Below are 21,204 nucleotides of genomic sequence, written 5' to 3'. Positions count from 1 at the left end.
GATGGCGAGGCGCGGTGCGCCTCGGATCGCACGAATGCTTTGAACCTAGACCGAAAAGCTCTCGCCGCAGCCGCACTGGTCCTTGACGTTGGGGTTGTTGAAGCGGAAGTAGCGGTTGAGGCCCTCGTTGACGTAGTCGACCTCGCTGCCGTCGAGCATCTCCAGGGCATCCGGGGCGACGAACACCTTGACCCCGTGCTCCTCGAAGCAGGTGTCGTCATTGGCCGCCTCGTCGGCGAAGTCGAGCACGTAGCTGTAGCCGGAGCAGCCGCTGGGTTTGACCGAGACGCGCAGGCCCAGGCCCTGGCCGCGCTCGGCCAGCACCCGGCGGATCTGCTCGGCGGCGGCGTCGGTGATGGTGAGGTGCGCCATGGTCGTGACTCCTGTGAGTGGGTGCGGTCAGGGGGCGTCAGATCGCCCGGCGGCGCAGGCCGGTCAGGGCGTGACGCAGGGCCGAAAGGGCCCGGTCGATGTCGGCCTCGGTGGTGAAGCGGCCGAAGCTGAAGCGCAGCGAGGCGAGCGCCAGGGGGCGCGGCAGGCCGATGCCCTTCAGCACGTAGGACGGCTCGACGCTCGCCGAGTTGCAGGCCGAGCCGGTGGAGAGCGCGATATCGCGCAGCGCCATCAGCAGCGACTCGCCCTCCACTCCCTCGAAGGCGAGGTTGAGGATGTTGGGCACGGCGGCCTCCACCAGGGTGTTGCGATGGATGCCGTCGAGGTCGGCGAGCCCCGCGAGCAGGCGGTCGCGCAGCGCGGTGATGCGTGCCTGGTCGGCCTCGCCCTCGGCCCCGGCCAGGGCGAAGGCCTCGCCCATGCCGACGATCTGGTGGGTGGGCAGGGTGCCGGAGCGCATGCCGCGTTCGTGGCCGCCGCCGTGGATCAGCGCCTCGACGCGGATGTCCGGGTGGCGCCTGACATAGAGGGCGCCGACGCCCTTGGGGCCGTAGGCCTTGTGCCCGGAGAGCGACATCAGGTCGATCCCTGAGCGTTCCACGTCGAGGTCGATGCGACCCACCGCCTGGGCGGCGTCGACATGGAAGGCGGCGCCGCCGGTGTGGGCCACCTCGGCGAGCGCGGCGAGGTCGTGGATCACCCCCAGCTCGTTGTTCACCGCCATCAGCGACACCAGCACGGTGTCCTCGCGCAGCGCCTCGCGCAGCTGCTCCGGGGTCACCCGGCCGTCCTGTCCCGGGGTCAGCCAGGTGACCTCGAAGCCCTCGGCCTCCAGGGCCTCGGCGGTGTCCACCACCGCCTTGTGCTCGATCACCGAGGTGACCAGGTGCCGCCCGCGGTGGCGATTGGCGCGCAGGAAGCCGGTCAGCGCCAGGTTGTCGGCCTCGGTGGCGCCGCTGGTCCAGACGATCTCGCGCGGGTCGGCGCCGATCAGGTCGGCCACCTGGCGACGCGCGCTCTCCACCGCCTGCTCCGCCTGCCAGCCGAGCATATGGCTGCGCGAGGCGGGGTTGGCGAAGATGCCGTCGAGGGTCAGGTAGCCCGCCATCGTCTCGGCGACCCGGGGGTCGACGGGGGTGGTGGCGGCGTAGTCGAGATAGACGGGTGTGGTCATGGCCTCGGGATGTCTCGGGTTCGGCCTGGCGATCAGGGCGCCGAGGCGAGGATGCCGTCGTCGCCATGACGACGGCGCTGGCGGCCGGCGATCCGCTGGACCTCCTGGCGGCCGGCCAGCTGCCCCAGGGTGACGCCGTCGAGGAAGCCGTGTATCTGCTCCGACAGCTCGATCCACAGGTGGTGGGTGAGGCAGGTGTCACCCTGCTGACAGTCGGACAATCCGCCGCAGCGGGTGGCATCCACGGACTCGTCGACGGCGTCGATCACCCTGGCCACCGAGATCGCCTCCGGCGCCCGGGCCAGCAGGTAGCCGCCGCCGGGGCCGCGCACACTCTCCACCAGGCCGGCGCGGCGAAGCCGTGCGAACAGCTGCTCGAGGTAGGAGAGCGAGATCTCCTGCCGGCGCGAGATGTCGGCCAGGCAGACGGGGCCGTGCTGGGCATTCATCGCCAGGTCGAGCATGGCGGTGACGGCGTAGCGTCCCTTGGTGGTCAGGCGCATGGCGTCCTCGGCGCCGCCTGGGCGGCGTTGGGTAAGCGTCGGCTCCGGGGGGAGCGGTCGAACTGACCGTGCATTATGGGAAAGACCCAGTGGCATGGTCAACCATTAGCGGTGGCCTCAGGGCAATCGCAGATGGAAGCACCGCTCAAGGCTTTCCCGGCGACAGGCCTGCGAGGGGGCGCTGTGAACCCGTCCCTGGGCGCTACCGATGCCATCCCTGGCATAGGACCCCCTCTTCGGCCTGTCCCCGTCGCCTTTCGCTATTGCCGCATGGATAACTGCTATAGCCTTTTGGTTGCCCTAGCCCCGTCGCTCCCCTTCGCCGGCCTTCGCGGTTGCCTCGGCGGCCGGGGCCTTCTCCGGCATCTTGCAGGCGTCGTCGAGCACCTCGGCGAAGTCCTCGTCGCGCAGTTCCGGCAGCTCGCCCTCGCGGTAGCTGGCATCCACCTTGCGCAGGGTCTGGCACATGCGCTCCAGGCGCTCGTCCACCGCGTGCATGTGGTCGAGCATCGCCTGGATGGAGCGGGCCACCGGGTCGGGCATGTCCTCGCTGACGCCGTAGGCGTCGAAGCCGAACTTGCGGCGGATCGCCTCGCGGCGCTCGGGATCCACCTCCAGCGACTCGGCGGCATCGGGCTCGTCGCGCTTGACGATCTTGCCGGGGATCCCCACCACGGTGGCGCCGGCCGGCACCTCCTTGGTGACCACGGCGTTGGAGCCGATCTTGGCGCCGGCGCCGACGCTGAAGGGCCCGAGGATCTTGGCACCGGCGCCGACGATCACGCCATCCTCCAGGGTGGGGTGGCGCTTGCCCTTGTTCCAGCTGGTGCCGCCCAGGGTCACCCCCTGGTAGAGGGTGACGTCGTCGCCCACCTCGGCGGTCTCGCCGATCACCACCCCCATGCCGTGGTCGATGAAGAAGCGCCGGCCGATGGTGGCGCCGGGGTGGATCTCGATGCCGGTGAGCCAGCGCGAGAAGGTGGAGAGGCTGCGCGCCAGCCAGCGCAGGTTGGCGCGCCACAGGCGGTGGCTGAGTCGGTGGATCAGCAGGGCGTGCAGGCCCGGGTAGTTGGTCAGCACTTCCAGGAAGTTGCGTGCCGCCGGGTCGCGGTCGAAAACGCTGTTGATGTCCTCACGCAGGCGTCGAAACATGCGGCGGTCCTTGGGAATGGGTGGGGCGGGCGGCATGCCGCCAGGGGAATGGCTTCAGTGTGGGGGCGGCGCGTGCCCCCTTCAAGGCGGCGCTCAGCGCTCGGCGTCGCTCTGGGGCGGCGCGAGCTTCTCGGTATCCGAGAGGATGCCGCGCAGGATGTTGAGCTCCATGCGCTCCGGCCGGGCGCGCAGGGTGAAGCGGCGCAGCCGGGCCATCAGCTGGCGCGGGGTAGCCGGGTCGTGGAAGCCGATGGCCACCAGGGTGCGCTCGAGGTGGGCGAAGTAGTGCTCGAGCTCGGCGTGGGTGGCGAGCGCCTGGTCGGGCTCGGGCGGCTCGGCCGGCTGCCCCTCGAGCCAGGCCAGGCGGCACTCGTAGGCCAGCACCTGCACCGCCGCGGCCAGGTTCAGCGAGCTGAAGTCCGGGTTGGTGGGGATATGCACATGGGCATGGCAGCGCTGCAGTTCGGCGTTGCTCAGGCCGCTGTCCTCGCGGCCGAACACCAGGGCCACCCGGGCGTCCGGGCCGGCCAGCTCCTCGGGCAGGCGTGCGCCCAGCTCGCGAGGAGTGAGCATCGGCCAGGGCAGGGTGCGCGAGCGGGCGCTGGCGCCTACCGCCAGGGTGCAGTCGGCCACCGCCTCCTCCAGGGTGTCCACCACCCGGGCGGCGTGGACCAGGTGGTCGGCGCCGGAGGCCCGCGACACGCTCTCGGCGGTGATCGGCTCGCAGCGCGGGGCGACCAGGGCCAGGTCCGCCAGGCCCATGTTGTGCATGGCGCGGGCCACCGCGCCGATGTTGCCGGGGTGGCTGGTGCCGATCAGGACGATACGCAGGCGGTCGAGCATGGGGCTTCCCGTGAGGCTGGTGGAGCGGAAGGAGGGAAGTCTAGCACGCCGGCCTCGTGCTTCGAGCCCGATGGCGCGCCCCGCGCGCTTCTGCTAGGATTCGCGCCAACGTTCGACGCGAACGCCCGTTCTTTAACACCACCGACTCCCAAGGCCCGATCATGCATCCGATGGTCCAATTCGCGCTGCGCGCCGCCCGCAGCGCCGGCGAGCAGTTCCTGCGCATCCGCGAGCGCATCGAGAACGCCCACGAAGAGCACAACCTCGACCGCCTGCTGGAGGACGCCGCCCGCAACGCCGAGTCGCTGATCGTGCGTCAGCTCTCCCGCGGCTACCCCCAGCACGGCGTCGCCGGTCGCTTCACGCCCCACCGCGAGGGAGAGGGCGAGGGCCGCGACGTGCTGTGGCGCATCGAACCCTTCCACGGCTACTCCAACCTCGGCGTCGCCGCCCCCGGTTTCGCCCTGTCGCTGGTGTGCCTGATCAAGGGCCGTCCGGAGCATGCGGTGGTGATCTGTCCCTTCAGCGACGACGAGTACCTGGCCAGCCGGGGCCGCGGCGCCCAGCACAACGGCAAGCGCATCCGCGTGCCCAAGAGCCACGCCGTCGGTGGCACCCGCATCGCCATGGGGCTGCCCGAGACCTGGCTGCGCAACCGCTACCTGCCCGACTACCTGACCCTGGTGCAGCAGCTCGGCCCGGTGGTGGAGACCCAGCGCGCCACCGGCAGCGGCCTGCTCGACCTCGCCGAGCTCGCCTCCGGCCGCGCCGATGCCGCCTTCGTGCTGGGCCTGGAGGAGCAGGACATGCACGTCGGCACCCTGCTGCTCAAGGAGGCCGGGGCGCTGATGGGCACCCCCGACGGCCAGCCCACGGTGGCCGTGGAGGGGCGCCTGATGGCGGCCGGGCCGCGCCTCTACAAGGCCCTGGTGCAGCAGCTCAAGCCGCACTTCTGAGCCCCCGGGCCCGGCATAAGAAAGCCCCGCGACGCTTCGGCGTCGCGGGGCTTTCGCGTTTCTGGCCGCCTGGTGTCGGCGTTCAGGCCGGCGCCTGGCAGAGCAGCTCCAGGGCCTCGACGAGGCTTGTCATCTCGTCGTCGGTGCCGATGCTGATGCGCAGGTGGTCGCGCAGCGCCTCGGTGTTGAAGTGGCGCACCAGGATGCCGCGCTCGCGCAGCCCCACGAACAGCTGGGCGGCGTCCTGGTCGGGGTGGCGCGCCAGCAGGAAGTTGGCCTGGGACGGCAGCACCTCGAAACCCAGCCGCTCGAGCGAGGCGCGGGTGCGCTCGCGGGTGGTGATCACCCGCTCCCGGCAGGCCGCGAAGTGCGCGTCGTCGGCCAGGGAGGCGATCGCCAGGGCGCTGGCCAGGCTATCCACCGGGTAGGAGTTGAAGGAGTCCTTGACCCGCTCGAGCCCCTCGATCAGCTCCCGGGAGCCCACCGCATAGCCCAGGCGCAGGCCGGCGAGGCTGCGCGACTTGGAGAAGGTGCCGGTGACCAGCAGGTTGGGGAAGCGCTCCACCAGCGGCACCGCGCTCTCGCCGCCGAAGTCCACGTAGGCCTCGTCCACCAGCACCACCGCCTCGCTGAGCCGCTCGAGCAGGGCGGCGATGGCCACGCGGCCGTGGCCGTGGCCGGTGGGGGCGTTGGGGTTGGCGAAGATCGCCCCGCCCGCCTCGGCGGAGAAGGCGTCCAGGTCCACCGTCCAGTCGGCAGCCAGCGGCAGGGCGCGGCGCTCGACGCCGTAGAGCCTGCAGTAGACAGGGTAGAAGCTGTAGGTGATCGCCGGCATCTCCAGCGGGCGCGACTGGCGGAAGAAGGCCTGGAAGGCCAGCGCCAGCACCTCGTCGGAACCGTTGCCCACGAAGACGTTCTCCGCCGCCACGCCGAGCGCCTCGGCCAGCGCCTCGCGCAGGGCGCGGGACTCGGGGTCGGGGTAGCGGCGCAGGTGGTCGGCGGGGAAGTCGCGCAGCGCCGCCTCGACCCCCGGGGCCGGCGGGTAGGGGTTCTCGTTGGTGTTCAGCTTGATCAGGCGTTCGCGGGGCTGCTCGCCGGGCACGTAGGGTGTCAGCTCGCGTACCTCGGGGCTCCAGAACTTGCTCATGGCTCTCGCTCGGGTCTGGGAGGGGATGGGGGCATGGTGACCCGCGCGGCCGGGCCGCGCAAGCCGCCTTCGTGCTAGGCTGGGCGGCCATCCGAGCCCACATCACAAGAGTCCGCGATGACCGCCCAGATCCTTGCCACCCTGCTGCCGGTATTCCTGATCGCCGGCTGCGGCACCCTCTACGGCCGCTTCCGCAGCCCCGACATCGCCACCCTCAACACCCTCAACATGGAGCTCTTCGTGCCCATGCTGGTGTTCGCGGTGCTGGCCGACGGCCAGGCACCGCTGGAGGAGTATGCCGGCCTGGCGCTGGGCGGCGTGGTGGTGGTGCTGGGCTCGGGGCTGGTGCTGTGGCCGCTGGTGCGCTGGCTGGGGCTGGAGGTGAAGACCTTCCTGCCGCCGATGATGTTCAACAACTCCGGCAACATGGGCATTCCGCTGCTGCTGCTGGCCTTCGGCGAGGCGGCGCTGCCGGCGGCGGTGGTGCTGTTCATCGTCGAGATGCTGCTGCACTTCACGGTGGGGCTGTGGATGCTCAGCCCCGGCTCGTCGCTGCTGCGCATCCTGCGCCTGCCCATCGTGCTGGCTACCTTCGCCGGCCTGGCGGTCAACCTGTTGGGGCTGCCGCTGCCCGGCTGGCTGCTGGAGGCGCTGCACATGCTGGGCGGGGTGTGCATCCCGCTGCTGCTCTTCGCCCTCGGCGTGCGCATGCTCGACATCGACTTCTCCGACTGGAAGACCGGCCTGCTGGGGGCGGTGCTCTGCCCGCTCTCGGGGCTGGTGCTGGCCGCCCCGCTGGTGTGGTGGCTGGGGCTCTCCGGCCTGCAGGCCGCGGCGCTGTGGGTGTTCGCCGCGCTGCCGCCGGCGGTGCTCAACTACCTGGTGGCGGAGCAGTATCGCCAGGAGCCCCACAAGGTCGCCTCGCTGGTGCTGATCGGCAACCTGGGGTCGCTGGTGGTGATGCCGGTGGTGCTGGCGCTGGTGTTCGCCCATGTGCAGGCCGGCGTCGGCGGCTGACCTGTGCGCCGGGCGTGTCAGCGGTTATGCTGTGACTCAGGCCGCCGTGGACAGCGGTACACGGTGTCACGCCCACTGCCCAGGAGGACACATATGCAAATCAGGACCTTGCTTGCCGGCTCGGCGCTGCTCGCACTGCTCGCCGGCTGTGCCGCCGGCCCCACCGGAGGCCCCGACGGCGCCGCCGTGGAGCCCGACGAGGAGCGTTACCAGGGCACCCTGCCGTGCCGCAACTGCGACGGCATCGACCTCGACGTGCTGCTGCGCGGCGACGAGCAGGCCGCCGCCGGCGAGCGCACCTTCGAGCTCAACGCCTCCTATCGGGGCCATCCGCAGAGCCCGCCGGACGAGAACTACGCCGGCAACTGGGAGGTGCTGCAGGGCACCGCCGAGGAGCCCGACGCCACCGTCTACGAGCTGACGCCGGACGGCGAGGGGCAGATCTACTACTTCCTGCGCCTCGACCCCCAGACCCTGGAGCTGATCGACCCCCAGCGTCGTCGCTTCCAGAACAGCGAGATGCTGCAGCTCCAGCGGCAGTGATCGCCCGCGCCAGCGCGTGAAACGGGGGCGGCCTTGGGCCGCCCCCTGCCGTTGTCAGCCACCCCAAGTGACGAGAGAGCCATGGCCAAGGCAAAGAGCGCCTTCGTCTGCACCGAGTGCGGTGCCGAGTACCGCAAGTGGCAGGGGCAGTGCACCAGCTGCCGGGAATGGAACACCCTGAGCGAGGTGCGCCTCGCCACGGCGCGGCCCGGGGCAGGCGGTGGTGCCGCCGCGGGCGCGGCGCGCAGCGGCTACGCCGGCGCCCTGACCCGCGAGGTGGTCGACCTGGCCCAGGTCGACCTCGGCGAGGTGCCCCGGCTCTCCTCCACCTTCGCCGAGTTCGATCGGGTGCTGGGCGGCGGCCTGGTACCGGGCTCGGCGGTGCTGCTGGGTGGCCACCCCGGCGCCGGCAAGTCGACCCTGCTGCTGCAGACCGCCTGCAAGCTGGCCCAGTCGCGCCGGGTGCTCTACGTCACCGGCGAGGAGTCGCTCTCCCAGGTGGCGATGCGCGCCCACCGCCTGCAGCTGCCCACCCAGGGGCTCAAGATGCTGGCCGAGACCAGCGTCGAGACGGTGCTGGCGGTGGCCGAGCGCGAGCGCCCGGAGATCCTGATCATCGACTCCATCCAGACCATGCACCTGGAGGAGATCGCCTCGGCGCCGGGGGGCGTGGCCCAGGTGCGCGAATCCGCCGCGGCGCTGACCCGCTTCGCCAAGGGCAGCGACACCGTGCTGCTGCTGGTGGGGCATGTCACCAAGGATGGCACCCTGGCCGGGCCCAAGGTGCTGGAGCACATGATCGATGCCTCGCTGCTGCTGGAGGGCGGCGCCGACTCGCGCTTCCGCACCCTGCGCGGCCAGAAGAACCGCTTCGGCGCGGTCAACGAGCTGGGCGTCTTCGCCATGCTCGAGCACGGCCTCAAGGAGGTGAAGAACCCCAGCGCCATCTTCCTGTCGCGCACCGAGGAGCAGGCCCCGGGCAGCCTGGTGATGGTGGTGTGGGAGGGCACCCGCCCCATCCTGGTAGAGGTGCAGGCACTGCTCGACGACTCGCCGCTGGGCAACCCGCGGCGGGTGGCGGTGGGCCTGGATGCCAACCGCCTGGCCATGCTGCTCGCCGTGCTGCACCGCCACGGCGGGCTCTTCACCGGCGACCAGGACGTCTTCCTCAACGTGGTGGGGGGCGTGAAGGTGCTCGAGACCAGCGCCGACCTCGCGGTGCTGCTGGCGGTGGTCTCCAGCCTGCAGAGCCGGCCGCTGCCCCGCGAGCTGGTGGTGTTCGGCGAGGTGGGGCTCTCCGGCGAGATCCGCCCGGTGCCCAGCGGCCAGGAGCGCATCGTCGAGGCCGCCAAGCACGGCTTCACCCGCGCCATCGTGCCGCGGGGCAACGCCCCCAAGCGCAGCCCCGAGGGCATGGAGGTGGTCGCCGTGGACAAGCTCGCCGACGCCCTGGAGGCGCTGTAGCGATGTGTGTGGCTATCGCGTTGATCATGCTGTGATAGCGAAGGCCTGTCACCGGGGAAGCCTTGAGCGGTATTTCCACCTGAGACGTCCGGCGAGGCCCCTGGTGTAGAATGACCGGTAACGAACCAGAGGAGACTTCGATGAGCGCCATCCGCCTGACCCAGTACAGCCACGGTGCCGGCTGCGGCTGCAAGATCGCCCCCGACGTGCTCGACGGCATCCTGGCCAAGGCCGGCCCCGGGGCGACCCACTCGCGGCTGATCGTCGGCAACCAGGGCCGCGAGGACGCCGCCGTCTACGACCTCGGCGACGGCCGTGGGATGATCGCCACCACCGACTTCTTCATGCCCATCGTCGACGATCCCTTCGACTTCGGGCGCATCGCCGCCACCAATGCCATCAGCGATATCTACGCCATGGGCGGCACCCCGGTGATGGCGCTGGGCATCCTCGGCTGGCCGCTGGACACGTTGCCCGCCGAGGTGGCCGGCGACGTCATGGCCGGGGCCCAGGCGGTGTGCCGCGAGCTGGGCGTGGCCCTGGCCGGCGGCCACTCCATCGACGCCCCGGAGCCGATCTTCGGCCTGGCGGTCAACGGCCTGGTCGACCTCGCCCACCTCAAGCTCAACAAGGGCGCCAGGCCCGGCGACCTGCTGTTCCTGACCAAGCCGCTGGGGGTGGGCATGCTGACCACCGCCGAGAAGAAGGGGCTGCTGGAGCCCGGCCACCAGGGGCTGGCCCGGGAGACCATGCTGCGCGCCAACCGCATCGGCGAGGAGCTGGCGCGGATCGCCGGGGTGCACGCCATGACCGACGTCACCGGCTTCGGCCTCGGCGGCCACCTGATCGAGGTGTGCCAGGCCAGCGAGGTGGCCGCCCGCATCGACTTCCGCCGCCTGCCGCGGCTGGCCGAGGCCGAAGCCTATCGCCGCCGGGGCGCGGTGCCCGGCGGCACCCTGCGCAACCGCCAGGCGCTGGGCGAGAGCCTGCCCGAGATGGACGAGGCCCACTGGCAGTGGCTCTGCGACCCCCAGACCTCCGGCGGCCTGCTGCTCGCCGTGGACCCGGCCTGGGAGGATGACGTGGAGCGCATCGGCCGCCAGCACGGCCTGACCCTGGCGCCCTTCGGCGAGATCGTCCCGGCGCGGGGCGCGGCGCGCCTCGAGGTGCAGGGATGAGCGAGCTGCCGCTGGTCGAGCCCGACCTCGCGCTGCTGCGCGAGGGGCGGGTGCTGATCGACGTGCGGGCCCCGGTGGAGTTCGCCCAGGGAGCGCTGCCGGGGGCTGTGAACCTGCCGCTGATGGACGATGACGAGCGCCACCTGGTCGGCATCGAGTACAAGGAGCGCGGCCAGACCGCGGCGATCGCCCTGGGCGAGCGGCTGGTCGGCGGCGAGGTCAAGGCGGCGCGGGTGGCGGCCTGGCGCGAGCTGCTCGCGCGCCACCCCGACGCCATCGTCTACTGCTTCCGCGGCGGGCTGCGCTCGCAGATCGCCCAGCAGTGGCTGGCCGAGGCCGGCATCACCCGGCCGCGCATCCGCGGCGGCTGGAAGGCGATGCGCCAGGCGCTCTGCGCGCGCATCGACGCCGCCGCCGAACAGCCGCTGCTGGTGGTGGGCGGCCTCACCGGCTGCGCCAAGACCGACCTGGTGCTGGCCCTGGACAACGGCCTCGACCTCGAGGGCTGCGCCCGTCACAAGGGCTCCGCCTTCGGCCGCCACCCCCTGGAGGCGCCCAGCCAGATCGACTTCGAGCACGCCATGGGGCGGCACCTGCTCGACCTGCCGGGCCCCGTGGTGGTCGAGGACGAGTCGCGCCATATCGGCGGCGCCAACCTGCCGCTGGCCTTCTGGGAGGCGATGCAGCGCGCCCCGCGGGTGCGGGTGGAGATGCCGCTGGACTGGCGCCTGGCGCAGATCCATCGCGACTACATCGAGGAGTTGTGGGCGGTCTATCGTCGCCAGTGCGGCGAGTGGCTGGGCTGGACGCTGATGCGCAAGCAGCTGGAGGAGTCCCTGGCCAAGCTGCGCAAGCGCCTGGGCAGCGCACGCCTGGCGCGGCTGCAGCGGCTCCAGGCGCAGGCCTTCCGCGAGCACGAGCGCGGCAACCCCCAGGCCCACGAGGCGTGGCTGGCGCCGCTGCTCACCGAGTACTACGACCCCATGTACCGCTACCAGCTGGAGAAGCGCGACCCGGGCCACTTCCTCCACGTAGGCGACTGGGAGAGCTGCCTGGCGGTGGCCCGGCAGTGGTCCGAGGAGCAGGGGGCGGTCACGCCGCAGCGCTCCGCAGCCACTGGCTGAGCAGGCGGTCGAGCAGCGGGGCGAGGCGGTCGAAGCGCCGCGGGTCCGCGAGCATCGCCGCGGCGTCCTGGGCGTGGGGGCTGGCGTCGCTGCCCTCGGGCGGGGCTACATGGGCGAGCAGCGCCTCGACGCTCTCGGCGGTGGCCTCCAGGTGGCAGAGCAGGCCCAGCACGCGGCCGCCGTCCCAGGCGAAGCCTTGCAGCGGGCTCGCCGCGCTGCCGCCCAGCGCCACGGCCTCCTCGGGCAGGGAGAAGACCTCGCGGTGCCACATGAAGGCGTCGAACCGCTCGGGCAGGTCCAGGCCGTTCTCCGCGGCCAGGGTGACGGGGTGCCAGCCGGTCTCGGCGAAGGTCCCGCGGGCCACCACGGCGCCCAGCGCCTCGGCGATCAGGCGGGCTCCGAAGCCGATGCCGAGCAGCGGCTTGTGGCCATCCAGGGCGCGCGCCACCAGCTTGCGCTCGCCCTTCAGCCACGGCAGCCGGTCGCTGTCCAGGGGGCCCTCGGGGCCGTCGAGCAGGATCAGGGCGTCGCCGTCGGCGAGCCTGGGCGGCAGTTCGCCGGCGTCGAGGTGGAACACCGTGTGGCTGTGGCCCATGCTGGTCAGCCAGTCGGCCAGGCGTGCCGGACCCCGGTGCGGGTCGTGCTGCAGCAGATGAACATGCATGGGGGAAACCTCGCCAGCGGATCGGATGCAACGGATAGGGGAGCGCAAGGGTACATGAAGGCCGGCTGGAGGGAACAGGTCCTGACCGTCATCGCCGAGATCCCGCCGGGGCGGGTGACCACCTACGGCCGCATCGCCGCCATGGCCGAGGGGGCCACGCCGCGGCTGGTGGCGCGTGCCCTGCGCGAGCTGCCCTCCGACCACGGCCTGCCGTGGTTTCGCATCATCACCGCCTCGCGCAAGCTGGCCGACCATCCCGGCGCCGCGGAGCAGCGCCAGCGCCTGGCCGCCGAGGGGGTACTGCTGGATGCCCGCGGCCGGGCGCCGGCGGAGCGGATGTGGCCGTGACGCTCGGGCTGTCCCGGCGATAGGTCTGCGAGGGGGCGCTGTGAATACCTCCTTGTGCGCTACCTCGGCCTTCCCTGGTCCTCGGACCCCCTCTTCGCCCTATCCCCGGGGCCTCGCTGATTTTGTGAGCTTAAAGGCACAGATTTTAGACAGGTACACGTCAAGGAGAGTCCATGAGCGGTTTCTTTCAGCGCCTGCAGGGCCTCGAGCCGCGCCGCCAGCAGGCCTTCATGGCGGCGCTGTGCGAGCGGCTGCTGCCCAACTATGCGCTCTACGCCCAGACCACCGGCCACGGCAACCCGGCGGGGCTGCGCGCCATCCTCGAGCTGGTCTGGGAGCGTCTCTCGGTCAGGGAGGCGCGGATCGACTTCGAGCGCCAGGCGGAGAAGCTCGCCGAGCTGGCGCCGCCGGAGGGGGACGACAGCTTCGGGGCGCGGCGTGCCACCGAAGCGGTGGCGGCGCTCTCGGCGCTGCTCGACACCCTGCAGGGCGAGGCGCCCGAGGCGGTGCTGGAGGTGAGCCGTGCGTCGCGAGGAGGCGTGCGAGCCTTCATCGAGCTGACCGAGGGCGAGGAGGACGGCGAGCGCCTGGCCGCCCTGGTGCGCGAGCATCCGCTGATGGCGGACGAGAACGACTTCCAGGACGCGGTGCTGGAGGCGGTGGAGGCGGGCCCGCTGGATCGCGATGCCCTCAAGGCGCTGCGCCGGCTGGGGCGCAACGAGGGCGTCAGCAACCTGGGGCTCTCCGCCGAGGAGTAGTCGCCGGCACGCCGGCCGAAACGCAAAGGGCCCGCCAAGTGGCGGGCCCTTCGCTTGCCTACAGCCGCATCTCGATGCCGCGCTCGGCCATATAGCGCTTGGCCTCGGGGATGGTGTACTCGCCGAAGTGGAAGATGCTAGCGGCGAGCACGGCGTCGGCGCCGCCTTTGACCACGCCCTCCACCAGGTGGTCGAGGTTGCCCACCCCGCCGGAGGCGATCACCGGCACGCTCACCGCCTCGGCGATGGCATGGGTCACGCCCAGGTCGAAGCCGGCCTTGGTGCCGTCGCGGTCCATGCTGGTGAGCAGCAGCTCGCCGGCGCCGTACTCCACCATCTTCTTCGCCCACTCCACGGCGTCGAGGCCGGTGGGGCGGCGCCCGCCGTGGGTGAAGATCTCCCAGCGCTCGGGCTCGCCCTCGGCGGAGACCTTCTTGGCGTCGATGGCCACCACGATACACTGGCTGCCGAAGCGCTCGGCGGCCTCGCGCACGAACTCGGGATTGGTGACCGCGGCGGTGTTGATGGAGACCTTGTCGGCACCGGCGTTGAGCATGGTGCGGATGTCATCGCAGGTGCGGATGCCGCCACCCACGGTGAGGGGGATGAACACCTCGCCGGCGATGCGCTCGACCATCTCCACCGTGGTGCCGCGGTCCTCGTGGCTGGCGGTGATGTCGAGGAAGGTGATCTCGTCGGCGCCCTGCTGGTTGTAACCCTGGGCGATCTCCACCGGGTCGCCGGCGTCGCGGATGCCGATGAAGTTGACCCCCTTGACCACGCGGCCGGCGTCGACGTCGAGGCAGGGGATGATGCGCTTGGCGAGTCCCATGGTGTCAGCTCCCTTCGCGGGCGAGTTCGTCGCACAGCCGCTGGCCCTCGGCGAGGTCCAGGCTGCCTTCATAGATGGCGCGGCCGGTGATGGCGCCGAGGATGCCGGGCTCCCGGGCGGCCGCCAGGCCACGCAGGTCGTCGAGGTTGGTCACCCCGCCCGAGGCGATCACCGGCAGGCCGCCGTCGCGGGCGAGTGCCGCGGTGGCCTCGACGTTGACGCCGTTGAGCATGCCGTCCCGGGCGATGTCGGTGTAGACGATGCTTGCGACGCCGTCGTCGGCGAAGCGCTTGGCCAGGTCCACCGCCTTGACCTGGGAGACCTCGGCCCAGCCGTCGGTGGCCACGAAGCCGTCGCGGGCGTCGAGGCCGACGATCACGTGGCCCGGGAAGGCGCGGCACATCTCGCCGACGAAGTCGGGCTCCTTGACCGCCTTGGTGCCGATGATCACGTAGGAGACGCCGGCGGCCAGGTAGTGCTCGATGGTCTCGGCGCTGCGGATGCCGCCGCCGATCTGGATCGGCAGCGTCGGGTAGCGGCGGGCGATGGCGGTCACCGCCTCGCCGTTGACCGGCTTGCCCTCGAAGGCGCCGTTGAGATCCACCAGGTGCAGGCGGCGGGCGCCGGCGTCGACCCAGCGCTCGGCCATGGCCACCGGGTCGTCGCCGTAGGTGGTGGCGTCGTCCATGCGCCCCTGCTTGAGGCGCACGCACTGGCCGTCCTTGAGGTCGATGGCGGGAATTACCAGCATGTCAGGCTCCTGTGGATTCGGGATGGGCGCGGCTCAGGGCGTCCATTGTACGAAGTTCTCGAGCAGCCTGAGGCCGGCCCGCGAGCTCTTCTCGGGGTGGAACTGCACGGCGAAGGTGGCGTCGCGGCCGATGGCCACGTGGGCCTGGACGCGGCCATAGTCGGTGGTGCCGTACACGCATGCCTCGTCGCTGGCGGCCACGTAGTAGCTGTGCACGAAGTAGAAGTGCTCGTCCTGGTCGATGCCCTCCCACAGCGGGTGCCGGCGGTGCTGGTGCACCAGGTTCCAGCCCATGTGGGGCACCTTGAGGCGCTGGCCCAGGTCGTCGCGCATGTCGGCGGGGAAGCGCTTCACCTCGCCGCCGAGGAAGCCCAGGCAGTCGACGCCGCCGTTCTCCTCGCTGCGCTCCAGCAGCATCTGCTGGCCCACGCAGATGCCCAGCAGGGGCTTCTCCTGGTTGGCCAGCAGCTCCTCCACCAGGCCGCGCAGCTCGGTCCTCTCCAGTTCGCCGAGGCAGTCGCGGATGGCGCCCTGGCCGGGCAGCACCAGGCGAGTGGCGCCGAGGATGCGGCGGGGGTCGCGGGTGACCACCACGTTCTCGTGGGTGACGTGCTCCAGTGCCTTGGCGACGGAATGCAGGTTACCCATCCCGTAGTCGATGACGGCAATGGTCATGGGGCGCTCCTCGTTGCGTGGTACAGGGCCTTACAGGCTGCCCTTGGTGGAGGGCATCTGGCCGGCCATGCGCGGGTCCGGCGCCACGGCCATGCGCAGGGCGCGGCCGAAGGCCTTGAAGATGGTCTCCGCCTGGTGGTGGGCGTTCTCGCCCTTCAGGTTGTCGATGTGCAGGGTCACCCGGGCGTGGTTGACGAAGCCCTGGAAGAACTCCTGGAACAGCTGGGTATCCAGGCGGCCGATAGCGGCGCGGGTGAAGGCGACGTCCATGAACAGCCCCGGGCGGCCGGAGAAGTCCACCACCACACGCGAGAGCGCCTCGTCCAGCGGCACGTAGGCGTGGCCGTAGCGGTAGATGCCGCGCTTGTCGCCGATCGCCTGGTCGAAGGCCTGCCCCAGGGTGATGCCGAGGTCCTCGACGGTATGGTGGTCATCGATATGCAGGTCGCCCTCGGCGTGGATGTCGAGGTCGATCAGGCCGTGGCGGGCCACCTGGTCGAGCATGTGATCGAGGAAGGGCACGCCGGTCTCGCAGTTCAGCTTGCCGCTGCCGTCGAGGTTGACGGAGACACGGATCCGGGTCTCCTGGGTGTCACGGCTGACCGTGGCGATACGCTCGGACATTGAGGCTCTCCAGCGCCGGGGCGCAGTGGGAAGGGGCGATGACGAAGCCGCCATTATAGAGAATCGCGACGCCCATCCGCTACAATGCCTCCATTCACCATATTGCCCGTCGCACGGTGGCGCCCGCTGCCGTCCCGGCCCAGGGAGGTTCTTTTCATGCCGGTGACTCTGCACCCCGTCGATCGGGGCGCCTGGGAAGCGGATGCCCAGGCCCGAACCGATCTCGCCCGCATCTACGCCGATGCCCCCGCCGAGCGGCTGCCCGCTCCGGTCGACGCCTTCATCGAACAGCATCTGGCGGTGGGGCACGCCTTCCTCTGCGCCCGCTTCAATGACCGCCTGATCGGTGCCGTGGCGCGCCGCGACGACGGCACGGCCTGGTGGCTGTCGCACTTCTGCGTGCGCAAGCCGACCCGCCGGCGCGGGGTGGGCACACGCCTGCTGGCACTGGTCGGCCAGGCGGCTGCCGGCGAGGGGCGTCGCCTGTGCGCCGAGGCCTCCCAGCTGCAGATGGCCGACCAGGTGCTGCTCTCGCGGCTCGGCTACCGACTCGACCGCGACGGCGACCACTATCGCCTGGTGCTGCCCGGCCAGCCTCCGGAGGTCCCGCGATGAAGCGACTGCTCAGCACCCTGCTGGCCGCCATCGGCATCGTCGCCGTGCTGGCGGTGGCGGCGGTGGTCTATGTCACCACCTTCCTCGATCCCGAGGACCTCAAGCCCCGTCTCGAGGCGGTGGTGCAGGAGCAGACCGGGTTGAGCCTCGCCCTGGAGGGGCCCATCGCCTGGTCCTTCTATCCGCGGCTCGGGGTCAGCGTCGAGCAGGCCCAGGCCTGGCTGCCGGCGCAGGCGGCGGGAGAGGATCCCGCCTTCATGGCCTTCCAGCGCGCCGAGGTCAGCCTGGGGGTGGCCTCGCTGCTGCGCGGCGAGGTGGCCATCGACGGCATGACCCTCAACGGCCTGCGCCTCAACCTGGCTCGTGACGAGCAGGGGCGCGGCAACTGGGAGCCCCTGGTGGAGCGCCTGGCCGCGCCCGACCAGGAGGCCGGCGCCCCCCGGCCGGAGGACGCCTCCTCGGCGCCGGTGCCGGGTGACGGTGGCGGCCTGGCGGTGGCCTTCAACATCGCCAGTGTCGAGGTCAGGGATGGCGAGGTGAACTACCGTGACCGGGCCGGCGACCGCTCGCTGCGTCTCAAGGGGCTCTCGGTGAGCGGTCGCAACGTCAATCCGCGGAATCCCTTCCCGCTGCAGTCCAGCTTCCAGGTGCTCGGCTACGACACCTCGACGGGGCTCGACGACACCGTGCCCCGCCTGGCCAGCGATGTGGAGCTCGACGGCCGCCTTACCCTGGCGCTGGCCGAGCGTCGCTACACCCTCGAGGCGTTCTCCCTGGCCACCAGCAACCGGCTGCCCGGCGTGGAGCCCGCCCAGGACCTGGCGCTCGAGGGCGGGCGCCTGGTGGTCGACATGGCCGAGCGCCGCCTGGGTCTGGAGCCCGCCACCCTGGAGGCGACCCTGGTGCATCCCGTCCTGGGGGAGTCGCCGCTGCCGCTCACCCTGGCGCTCGCTATGGAGGCGGACCTCGCGGAGGGCGTCGCCCGCCTGCGCGACCTGGAGCTGACCGGCGAGCATGGCCTGCGCCTGAGCGGCAACCTCAACCTGGCCGGGCTGGGCGAGGCGCCCCGCTACGACGGCCAGCTTCGCCTGGCACCCCTCTCCCTGCGCCCCTGGCTGGAGCGCTTCGACCGCCTGCCTGCCACCACCGACCCCGAGGCCCTCACCGATGTGGCCCTGACCAGCCCCCTGGAGGGGAACCTGGACCGGGTGGCGCTGACCGGCCTGACCCTGCTGCTGGACGGCAGCACCTTCACCGGCCGCCTCGACGCCGGCCTCGGCGGCGAGCGCCTGGAGGCCGAGCTGCAGGGTGACAGCCTCGACCTGGATGCCTACCTGCCGCCTGGCCAGGGCGAGGCCGAGGCGAGCGCCGGCCTGGCGCTCCCCGGCGTGGCGCGCGCCTTCGCCCAGGACGAGCCGCAACCGCTGCCCCTGGCATGGCTGCGCCCCCTGGCGCTGGATGCCGAGCTGCGCCTGAGTCGCCTGCGGCTGGCCGGGCTGGATGCCACCGATGTCACCCTGGCGCTGGCGGGCAGCGACGGGCGCCACCGACTGGAGACGCTGGAGGCCGCCTTCTACGAGGGCAGCCTCGCCGTCCAGGGGGAGCTGGACCTCACCGGCGAGCCCGCCGCCTGGCGGCTGGCGCCCCGCCTGGAGCGGGTGCGCGTCGATGCCCTGCTGGAGGCGCTGGGCGAGGGCGACGAGAAGGCGCCGCTGCGCGGCCGTGCCTTCGTCGAAGGCGAACTGACGACCCGTGGCAACGCCTGGCCAGAGATGCGTCGCGGCCTCGGCGGGCGCCTGGCCACGCGGCTCGACGATGGCGCCATCCTCGAGGTCAACGTCTCCCGCGAACTGTGCACCGCGGTGGCGACCCTGGAGGGCGAACAGCCCCAGCGCGACTGGGCCCCCGATACCCGCTTCGACCGCGCCGAGGCGACCCTGGTGTTCCGCGAGGGGGTGATGGAGAGCGACGACCTCACCATTACCCTGCCGGGCATCGACATGGGCGGCGAAGGCTGGCTCGACCTCACCAGCCGGCGCTTCGACCTGCGCGGCGCCGCCCGGGTGGTGGATACCGCCGACCTCGCCTGCGAGGTCAACCCGCGCCTCGAGCGCCTGCCCTTCCCGGTACGCTGCGAGGGTAACCTCGACGGCGACAGCGCCGAGTGGTGCCGCTTCGATCGCGAGGCCTTCCAGGGAGCCATCGGCGAGGCACTGCGCCAGGAGCTGCAGCAGCGCGCCGGCGAGGAGGTGGAGGAGCGCCTCGGTGGCGCCCTCGACAAGCTCGAGGAGCGCATCGGCGGGGAGGCCGGCGGGGAACTCCGCGACGCCCTGCGCGGTCTCTTCGAGTGAGCCAAGTCAGTCCCTGCGCCGGCCCTGTGCCGGCGCCTTTTTTTGAGTGCCGATGAGCGATACGCCGACCCCCGTCCTGCCCCCCGAGGCCTTCCAGCGTCGCCTGCTCGACTGGTTCGATACCCATGGCCGCCACGACCTGCCCTGGCAGCGTGACCGCACCCCCTACCGGGTGTGGGTCTCCGAGATCATGCTGCAGCAGACCCAGGTGACCACGGTGATCCCCTACTTCGAGCGCTTCATGGCGCGGTTTCCCGACGTCGCTGCCCTGGCAGGGGCGGAGCAGGACGAGGTGCTGCACCTGTGGACCGGGCTCGGCTACTACGCCCGCGGGCGCAACCTGCACAAGGCGGCGCGGGTGATCGTCGACGAACACGGCGGCGAGCTGCCGGAGGCGGTGGAGGCGCTCGCGGCGCTGCCCGGCATCGGCCGCTCCACCGCCGGGGCCATCGTCGCCCAGAGCCGCGGGCGGCGCGCGGTGATCCTCGACGGCAACGTCAAGCGCAGCCTCACCCGGCTGCACGCCGAGCCGGGCTGGCCCGGGCGCCCCGCGGTGGAGCGCCGGCTGTGGGCCCTGGCGGAGCACTACACCCCCCATGAGCGGCTGGCCGACTACACCCAGGCGATGATGGACCTGGGGGCCACACTGTGCCGGCGCGGCACGCCGGAATGCGGGCGCTGCCCCTTCGCCGACGTGTGCCTGGCCCATGCCCGGGGGGAGGAGCGCCGCTTCCCGGAATCGAAGCCCAGGAAGGCATTGCCCACCCGCGCCACCCAGATGCTGCTGCTGCGCGACGCCGAAGGGCGCGTGCTGCTGGAGCAGCGCCCCTCCAGCGGCCTGTGGGGCGGGCTCTGGAGCCTACCGCAGTTCGATGATGCCCCGGCCCTCGAGGCCTGGCTGGATGCCCATGCGCCGGGCAGCGAGCTCGCGCCCGCCTGGGCTCCCTTCACCCACGTCTTCAGCCACTTCCGGCTGGAGATCACCCCGCGACCGGCGCGGATCGCTCGCCTCGACTCGATCGGCGAGAGCCGCCGCTGGTACGATCCCGCACGACCCGATGCCCTGGGCCTGGCGGCCCCGGTGAAGCGCCTGCTGGCAAGCCTGGCCCCCTTCACCCTCGAGGCGCCGCCGAGCCCCCGAGAGAGCGTTTCCGAGGAGAGTCCATGAGCCAGACCGTATTCTGTCGCAAGTACCAGCAGGAGCTCGAGGCCCTGCCGTTCCCGCCGCTGCCCGGCAAGAAGGGGCAGGAGATCCAGGCCAGCGTCTCGAAGCAGGCCTGGGAGGAGTGGCAGGCGCTGCAGACCCGGCTGATCAACGAGAAGCACCTCAACATGCTCGACCCGGCCTCCCGGGAGTACCTGATGGAGCAGATGGAGCGCTTCCTGGACAACCGCGAGACCGACCAGGCCGAGGGCTATGTCCCGCCCTCATCCTGATGAAACGAAAGGGGTTGACGGGGAAAGACGGTTAGGGTTTAATACGCACCGTTGGCAAGGGCCAGATAGCTCAGTTGGTAGAGCAGGGGATTGAAAATCCCCGTGTCGGCGGTTCGATTCCGTCTCTGGCCACCACGCTGCTGGGGTATCGCCAAGTGGTAAGGCACCGGTTTTTGGTATCGGCATTCCCAGGTTCGAATCCTGGTACCCCAGCCATCGCCAACCTCGTTTCCGAAAGACCGTGGACCCTGTTCACGGTCTTTCTCGCTGAGAGGGCCGAATCCTCTCACGCCGTGGCAAGCGCGGCATCGCCGGCATAGCTCAGTTGGTAGAGCAACTGACTTGTAATCAGTAGGTCCCGGGTTCGACTCCTGGTGCCGGCACCATCCAGACTCCGCGCCGCTGCGCGTCCATGACCGCCCATCGAGGCGGTTTTTTGTGTCCCTTGAAAATGGGCAGGGCATCCCCACATCTGTTGTCGCGGCTCCTTCCCCCTGGGGTCGCTCACGGCTGTCTCGCCGTCGGAACACGAGTTTTGCTGAGACTGATCACGGACACACAGGAGGTGATTGGATGTCAGTCAAGATGTCTGACCGTGCGTTTGAGAAGACCGTTTCCCGTCATGGTGTCGTCGACTCGCCGGACCCGCAGAGCC

At 71.2% G+C, this 21,204-nt stretch carries 23 protein-coding genes and 3 tRNA genes; 15 read left to right on the top strand and 11 right to left on the bottom strand.

What is annotated here, in order from left to right:
• Positions 1-45 precede the first annotated feature (45 nt).
• From BLP95_RS11720 to BLP95_RS11700, 5 genes are all read right to left on the bottom strand, one after another.
• Positions 46-372 carry a HesB/IscA family protein gene (locus BLP95_RS11720; RefSeq protein WP_023004350.1) on the bottom strand — a complete coding sequence of 109 codons (327 nt, stop codon included), beginning with the start codon at positions 370-372 and terminating at the stop codon, positions 46-48.
• Between the two features lie 37 nt (positions 373-409).
• Complete coding sequence (locus tag BLP95_RS11715; protein WP_089679629.1) at positions 410-1,567, bottom strand: IscS subfamily cysteine desulfurase; 1,158 nt, start codon at positions 1,565-1,567, stop codon at positions 410-412.
• Positions 1,568-1,599: 32 nt separating this feature from the next.
• Entirely contained in the window at positions 1,600-2,070 is a 471-nt protein-coding gene (iscR, locus tag BLP95_RS11710; protein ID WP_023004352.1) for a Fe-S cluster assembly transcriptional regulator IscR, read from the bottom strand.
• Positions 2,071-2,370: 300 nt separating this feature from the next.
• Positions 2,371-3,222 carry a serine O-acetyltransferase gene (cysE, locus tag BLP95_RS11705; protein WP_089679627.1) on the bottom strand — a complete coding sequence of 284 codons (852 nt, stop codon included), beginning with the start codon at positions 3,220-3,222 and terminating at the stop codon, positions 2,371-2,373.
• Between the two features lie 93 nt (positions 3,223-3,315).
• Positions 3,316-4,065 (bottom strand): RNA methyltransferase, encoded by a 750-nt coding sequence (locus BLP95_RS11700; RefSeq protein WP_089679625.1) that lies wholly within the window; start codon positions 4,063-4,065, stop codon positions 3,316-3,318.
• Positions 4,066-4,226: 161 nt separating this feature from the next.
• On the opposite strand from BLP95_RS11700, the gene BLP95_RS11695 reads away from it, so the two are divergent.
• Entirely contained in the window at positions 4,227-5,021 is a 795-nt protein-coding gene (locus tag BLP95_RS11695; protein WP_089679623.1) for an inositol monophosphatase family protein, read from the top strand.
• Between the two features lie 82 nt (positions 5,022-5,103).
• On the opposite strand, the gene hisC is transcribed toward BLP95_RS11695, so the two are convergent.
• Positions 5,104-6,168, bottom strand: a complete 1,065-nt coding sequence (gene hisC, locus BLP95_RS11690) for a histidinol-phosphate transaminase (RefSeq protein WP_089679621.1) — start codon at positions 6,166-6,168, stop codon at positions 5,104-5,106.
• A 117-nt stretch (positions 6,169-6,285) separates the two neighbouring features.
• On the opposite strand from hisC, the gene BLP95_RS11685 reads away from it, so the two are divergent.
• The 5 genes from BLP95_RS11685 to mnmH all read left to right on the top strand — a co-directional run bounded on the left by BLP95_RS11685 (position 6,286) and on the right by mnmH (position 11,494).
• Positions 6,286-7,185 (top strand): AEC family transporter, encoded by a 900-nt coding sequence (locus BLP95_RS11685; protein ID WP_089679619.1) that lies wholly within the window; start codon positions 6,286-6,288, stop codon positions 7,183-7,185.
• 93 nt (positions 7,186-7,278) lie between these two features.
• Positions 7,279-7,728, top strand: coding sequence for a copper resistance protein NlpE N-terminal domain-containing protein (locus BLP95_RS11680; RefSeq protein ID WP_023004358.1), 450 nt, complete (start codon positions 7,279-7,281; stop codon positions 7,726-7,728).
• A gap of 81 nt (positions 7,729-7,809) precedes the next feature.
• Positions 7,810-9,192 carry a DNA repair protein RadA gene (gene radA / locus BLP95_RS11675; RefSeq protein WP_089679618.1) on the top strand — a complete coding sequence of 461 codons (1,383 nt, stop codon included), beginning with the start codon at positions 7,810-7,812 and terminating at the stop codon, positions 9,190-9,192.
• A 140-nt stretch (positions 9,193-9,332) separates the two neighbouring features.
• A complete protein-coding gene (gene selD / locus BLP95_RS11670) occupies positions 9,333-10,370 on the top strand; it encodes a selenide, water dikinase SelD (protein ID WP_089679616.1) in 1,038 nt (345 codons plus the stop codon).
• Positions 10,367-11,494 carry a tRNA 2-selenouridine(34) synthase MnmH gene (gene mnmH, locus BLP95_RS11665; protein WP_089679614.1) on the top strand — a complete coding sequence of 376 codons (1,128 nt, stop codon included), beginning with the start codon at positions 10,367-10,369 and terminating at the stop codon, positions 11,492-11,494. The genes selD and mnmH overlap by 4 nt, the downstream gene beginning before the upstream one ends.
• On the opposite strand, the gene BLP95_RS11660 is transcribed toward mnmH, so the two are convergent.
• A complete protein-coding gene (locus tag BLP95_RS11660) occupies positions 11,463-12,158 on the bottom strand; it encodes a type 1 glutamine amidotransferase (RefSeq protein ID WP_023004362.1) in 696 nt (231 codons plus the stop codon). The two genes, mnmH and BLP95_RS11660, sit on opposite strands and share 32 nt — an antisense overlap.
• A gap of 54 nt (positions 12,159-12,212) precedes the next feature.
• Between BLP95_RS11660 and BLP95_RS11655 the strand changes: the two genes are divergently transcribed.
• The gene (locus tag BLP95_RS11655) at positions 12,213-12,506 is read left to right on the top strand and encodes an MGMT family protein (RefSeq protein ID WP_089679612.1); all 294 of its coding nucleotides are present in this window, start codon (positions 12,213-12,215) and stop codon (positions 12,504-12,506) included.
• 173 nt (positions 12,507-12,679) lie between these two features.
• Positions 12,680-13,264, top strand: coding sequence for a YjaG family protein (locus tag BLP95_RS11650; protein ID WP_023004364.1), 585 nt, complete (start codon positions 12,680-12,682; stop codon positions 13,262-13,264).
• Between the two features lie 58 nt (positions 13,265-13,322).
• Here the strand turns inward: BLP95_RS11650 and hisF are convergent, their stop codons facing one another.
• Genes hisF through hisB form a run of 4 tightly spaced genes read right to left on the bottom strand, consistent with a single transcriptional unit; the run spans position 13,323 to position 16,146 of the window.
• A complete protein-coding gene (gene hisF / locus BLP95_RS11645; RefSeq protein ID WP_089679610.1) occupies positions 13,323-14,096 on the bottom strand; it encodes an imidazole glycerol phosphate synthase subunit HisF in 774 nt (257 codons plus the stop codon).
• A gap of 4 nt (positions 14,097-14,100) precedes the next feature.
• Positions 14,101-14,847: a 1-(5-phosphoribosyl)-5-[(5-phosphoribosylamino)methylideneamino]imidazole-4-carboxamide isomerase gene (gene hisA / locus BLP95_RS11640; protein WP_089679608.1), complete on the bottom strand. Its 747-nt coding sequence runs from the start codon at positions 14,845-14,847 to the stop codon at positions 14,101-14,103.
• Between the two features lie 33 nt (positions 14,848-14,880).
• Positions 14,881-15,522 carry an imidazole glycerol phosphate synthase subunit HisH gene (gene hisH, locus BLP95_RS11635; RefSeq protein ID WP_089679606.1) on the bottom strand — a complete coding sequence of 214 codons (642 nt, stop codon included), beginning with the start codon at positions 15,520-15,522 and terminating at the stop codon, positions 14,881-14,883.
• A gap of 30 nt (positions 15,523-15,552) precedes the next feature.
• Complete coding sequence (gene hisB / locus BLP95_RS11630) at positions 15,553-16,146, bottom strand: imidazoleglycerol-phosphate dehydratase HisB (RefSeq protein ID WP_089679604.1); 594 nt, start codon at positions 16,144-16,146, stop codon at positions 15,553-15,555.
• A gap of 156 nt (positions 16,147-16,302) precedes the next feature.
• Here hisB and BLP95_RS11625 point away from each other — a divergent pair, with 156 nt between their 5' ends.
• The 7 genes from BLP95_RS11625 to BLP95_RS11595 all read left to right on the top strand — a co-directional run bounded on the left by BLP95_RS11625 (position 16,303) and on the right by BLP95_RS11595 (position 20,935).
• On the top strand, positions 16,303-16,761 hold the full coding sequence (locus BLP95_RS11625) for an acetyl-CoA sensor PanZ family protein (protein WP_143004421.1): 459 nt from the start codon (positions 16,303-16,305) through the stop codon (positions 16,759-16,761).
• A complete protein-coding gene (locus tag BLP95_RS11620; RefSeq protein WP_089679708.1) occupies positions 16,758-19,112 on the top strand; it encodes an AsmA family protein in 2,355 nt (784 codons plus the stop codon). The genes BLP95_RS11625 and BLP95_RS11620 overlap by 4 nt, the downstream gene beginning before the upstream one ends.
• Before the next feature lie 52 nt (positions 19,113-19,164).
• The gene (gene mutY / locus BLP95_RS11615) at positions 19,165-20,280 is read left to right on the top strand and encodes an A/G-specific adenine glycosylase (RefSeq protein ID WP_089679602.1); all 1,116 of its coding nucleotides are present in this window, start codon (positions 19,165-19,167) and stop codon (positions 20,278-20,280) included.
• Positions 20,277-20,549 carry an oxidative damage protection protein gene (locus tag BLP95_RS11610; protein WP_089679600.1) on the top strand — a complete coding sequence of 91 codons (273 nt, stop codon included), beginning with the start codon at positions 20,277-20,279 and terminating at the stop codon, positions 20,547-20,549. The genes mutY and BLP95_RS11610 overlap by 4 nt, the downstream gene beginning before the upstream one ends.
• A gap of 59 nt (positions 20,550-20,608) precedes the next feature.
• A tRNA-Phe gene (locus BLP95_RS11605) sits at positions 20,609-20,684 on the top strand.
• Positions 20,685-20,690: 6 nt separating this feature from the next.
• Positions 20,691-20,765: transfer RNA gene (locus BLP95_RS11600), tRNA-Gln, on the top strand.
• A gap of 94 nt (positions 20,766-20,859) precedes the next feature.
• Positions 20,860-20,935, top strand: a tRNA-Thr gene (locus tag BLP95_RS11595).
• Positions 20,936-21,204: the final 269 nt, after the last annotated feature.

This window comes from Halomonas shengliensis (assembly GCF_900104135.1).
Taxonomy (GTDB): domain Bacteria; phylum Pseudomonadota; class Gammaproteobacteria; order Pseudomonadales; family Halomonadaceae; genus Halomonas; species Halomonas shengliensis.
Note: the sequence above shows the minus strand (reverse complement) of the source record. Positions and strands in the feature narration are given on the sequence as shown.

What these genes read in the sequence shown, in the direction of transcription:
- BLP95_RS11720 (WP_023004350.1), bottom strand. Translation starts at nt 372, where the DNA reads ATGGCGCACCTCACCATCACCGACGCCGCCGCCGAGCAGATCCGCCGG.
- BLP95_RS11715 (WP_089679629.1), bottom strand. Translation starts at nt 1,567, where the DNA reads ATGACCACACCCGTCTATCTCGACTACGCCGCCACCACCCCCGTCGAC.
- iscR (WP_023004352.1), bottom strand. Translation starts at nt 2,070, where the DNA reads ATGCGCCTGACCACCAAGGGACGCTACGCCGTCACCGCCATGCTCGAC.
- cysE (WP_089679627.1), bottom strand. Translation starts at nt 3,222, where the DNA reads ATGTTTCGACGCCTGCGTGAGGACATCAACAGCGTTTTCGACCGCGAC.
- BLP95_RS11700 (WP_089679625.1), bottom strand. Translation starts at nt 4,065, where the DNA reads ATGCTCGACCGCCTGCGTATCGTCCTGATCGGCACCAGCCACCCCGGC.
- BLP95_RS11695 (WP_089679623.1), top strand. Translation starts at nt 4,227, where the DNA reads ATGCATCCGATGGTCCAATTCGCGCTGCGCGCCGCCCGCAGCGCCGGC.
- hisC (WP_089679621.1), bottom strand. Translation starts at nt 6,168, where the DNA reads ATGAGCAAGTTCTGGAGCCCCGAGGTACGCGAGCTGACACCCTACGTG.
- BLP95_RS11685 (WP_089679619.1), top strand. Translation starts at nt 6,286, where the DNA reads ATGACCGCCCAGATCCTTGCCACCCTGCTGCCGGTATTCCTGATCGCC.
- BLP95_RS11680 (WP_023004358.1), top strand. Translation starts at nt 7,279, where the DNA reads ATGCAAATCAGGACCTTGCTTGCCGGCTCGGCGCTGCTCGCACTGCTC.
- radA (WP_089679618.1), top strand. Translation starts at nt 7,810, where the DNA reads ATGGCCAAGGCAAAGAGCGCCTTCGTCTGCACCGAGTGCGGTGCCGAG.
- selD (WP_089679616.1), top strand. Translation starts at nt 9,333, where the DNA reads ATGAGCGCCATCCGCCTGACCCAGTACAGCCACGGTGCCGGCTGCGGC.
- mnmH (WP_089679614.1), top strand. Translation starts at nt 10,367, where the DNA reads ATGAGCGAGCTGCCGCTGGTCGAGCCCGACCTCGCGCTGCTGCGCGAG.
- BLP95_RS11660 (WP_023004362.1), bottom strand. Translation starts at nt 12,158, where the DNA reads ATGCATGTTCATCTGCTGCAGCACGACCCGCACCGGGGTCCGGCACGC.
- BLP95_RS11655 (WP_089679612.1), top strand. Translation starts at nt 12,213, where the DNA reads ATGAAGGCCGGCTGGAGGGAACAGGTCCTGACCGTCATCGCCGAGATC.
- BLP95_RS11650 (WP_023004364.1), top strand. Translation starts at nt 12,680, where the DNA reads ATGAGCGGTTTCTTTCAGCGCCTGCAGGGCCTCGAGCCGCGCCGCCAG.
- hisF (WP_089679610.1), bottom strand. Translation starts at nt 14,096, where the DNA reads ATGGGACTCGCCAAGCGCATCATCCCCTGCCTCGACGTCGACGCCGGC.
- hisA (WP_089679608.1), bottom strand. Translation starts at nt 14,847, where the DNA reads ATGCTGGTAATTCCCGCCATCGACCTCAAGGACGGCCAGTGCGTGCGC.
- hisH (WP_089679606.1), bottom strand. Translation starts at nt 15,522, where the DNA reads ATGACCATTGCCGTCATCGACTACGGGATGGGTAACCTGCATTCCGTC.
- hisB (WP_089679604.1), bottom strand. Translation starts at nt 16,146, where the DNA reads ATGTCCGAGCGTATCGCCACGGTCAGCCGTGACACCCAGGAGACCCGG.
- BLP95_RS11625 (WP_143004421.1), top strand. Translation starts at nt 16,303, where the DNA reads ATGCCGGTGACTCTGCACCCCGTCGATCGGGGCGCCTGGGAAGCGGAT.
- BLP95_RS11620 (WP_089679708.1), top strand. Translation starts at nt 16,758, where the DNA reads ATGAAGCGACTGCTCAGCACCCTGCTGGCCGCCATCGGCATCGTCGCC.
- mutY (WP_089679602.1), top strand. Translation starts at nt 19,165, where the DNA reads ATGAGCGATACGCCGACCCCCGTCCTGCCCCCCGAGGCCTTCCAGCGT.
- BLP95_RS11610 (WP_089679600.1), top strand. Translation starts at nt 20,277, where the DNA reads ATGAGCCAGACCGTATTCTGTCGCAAGTACCAGCAGGAGCTCGAGGCC.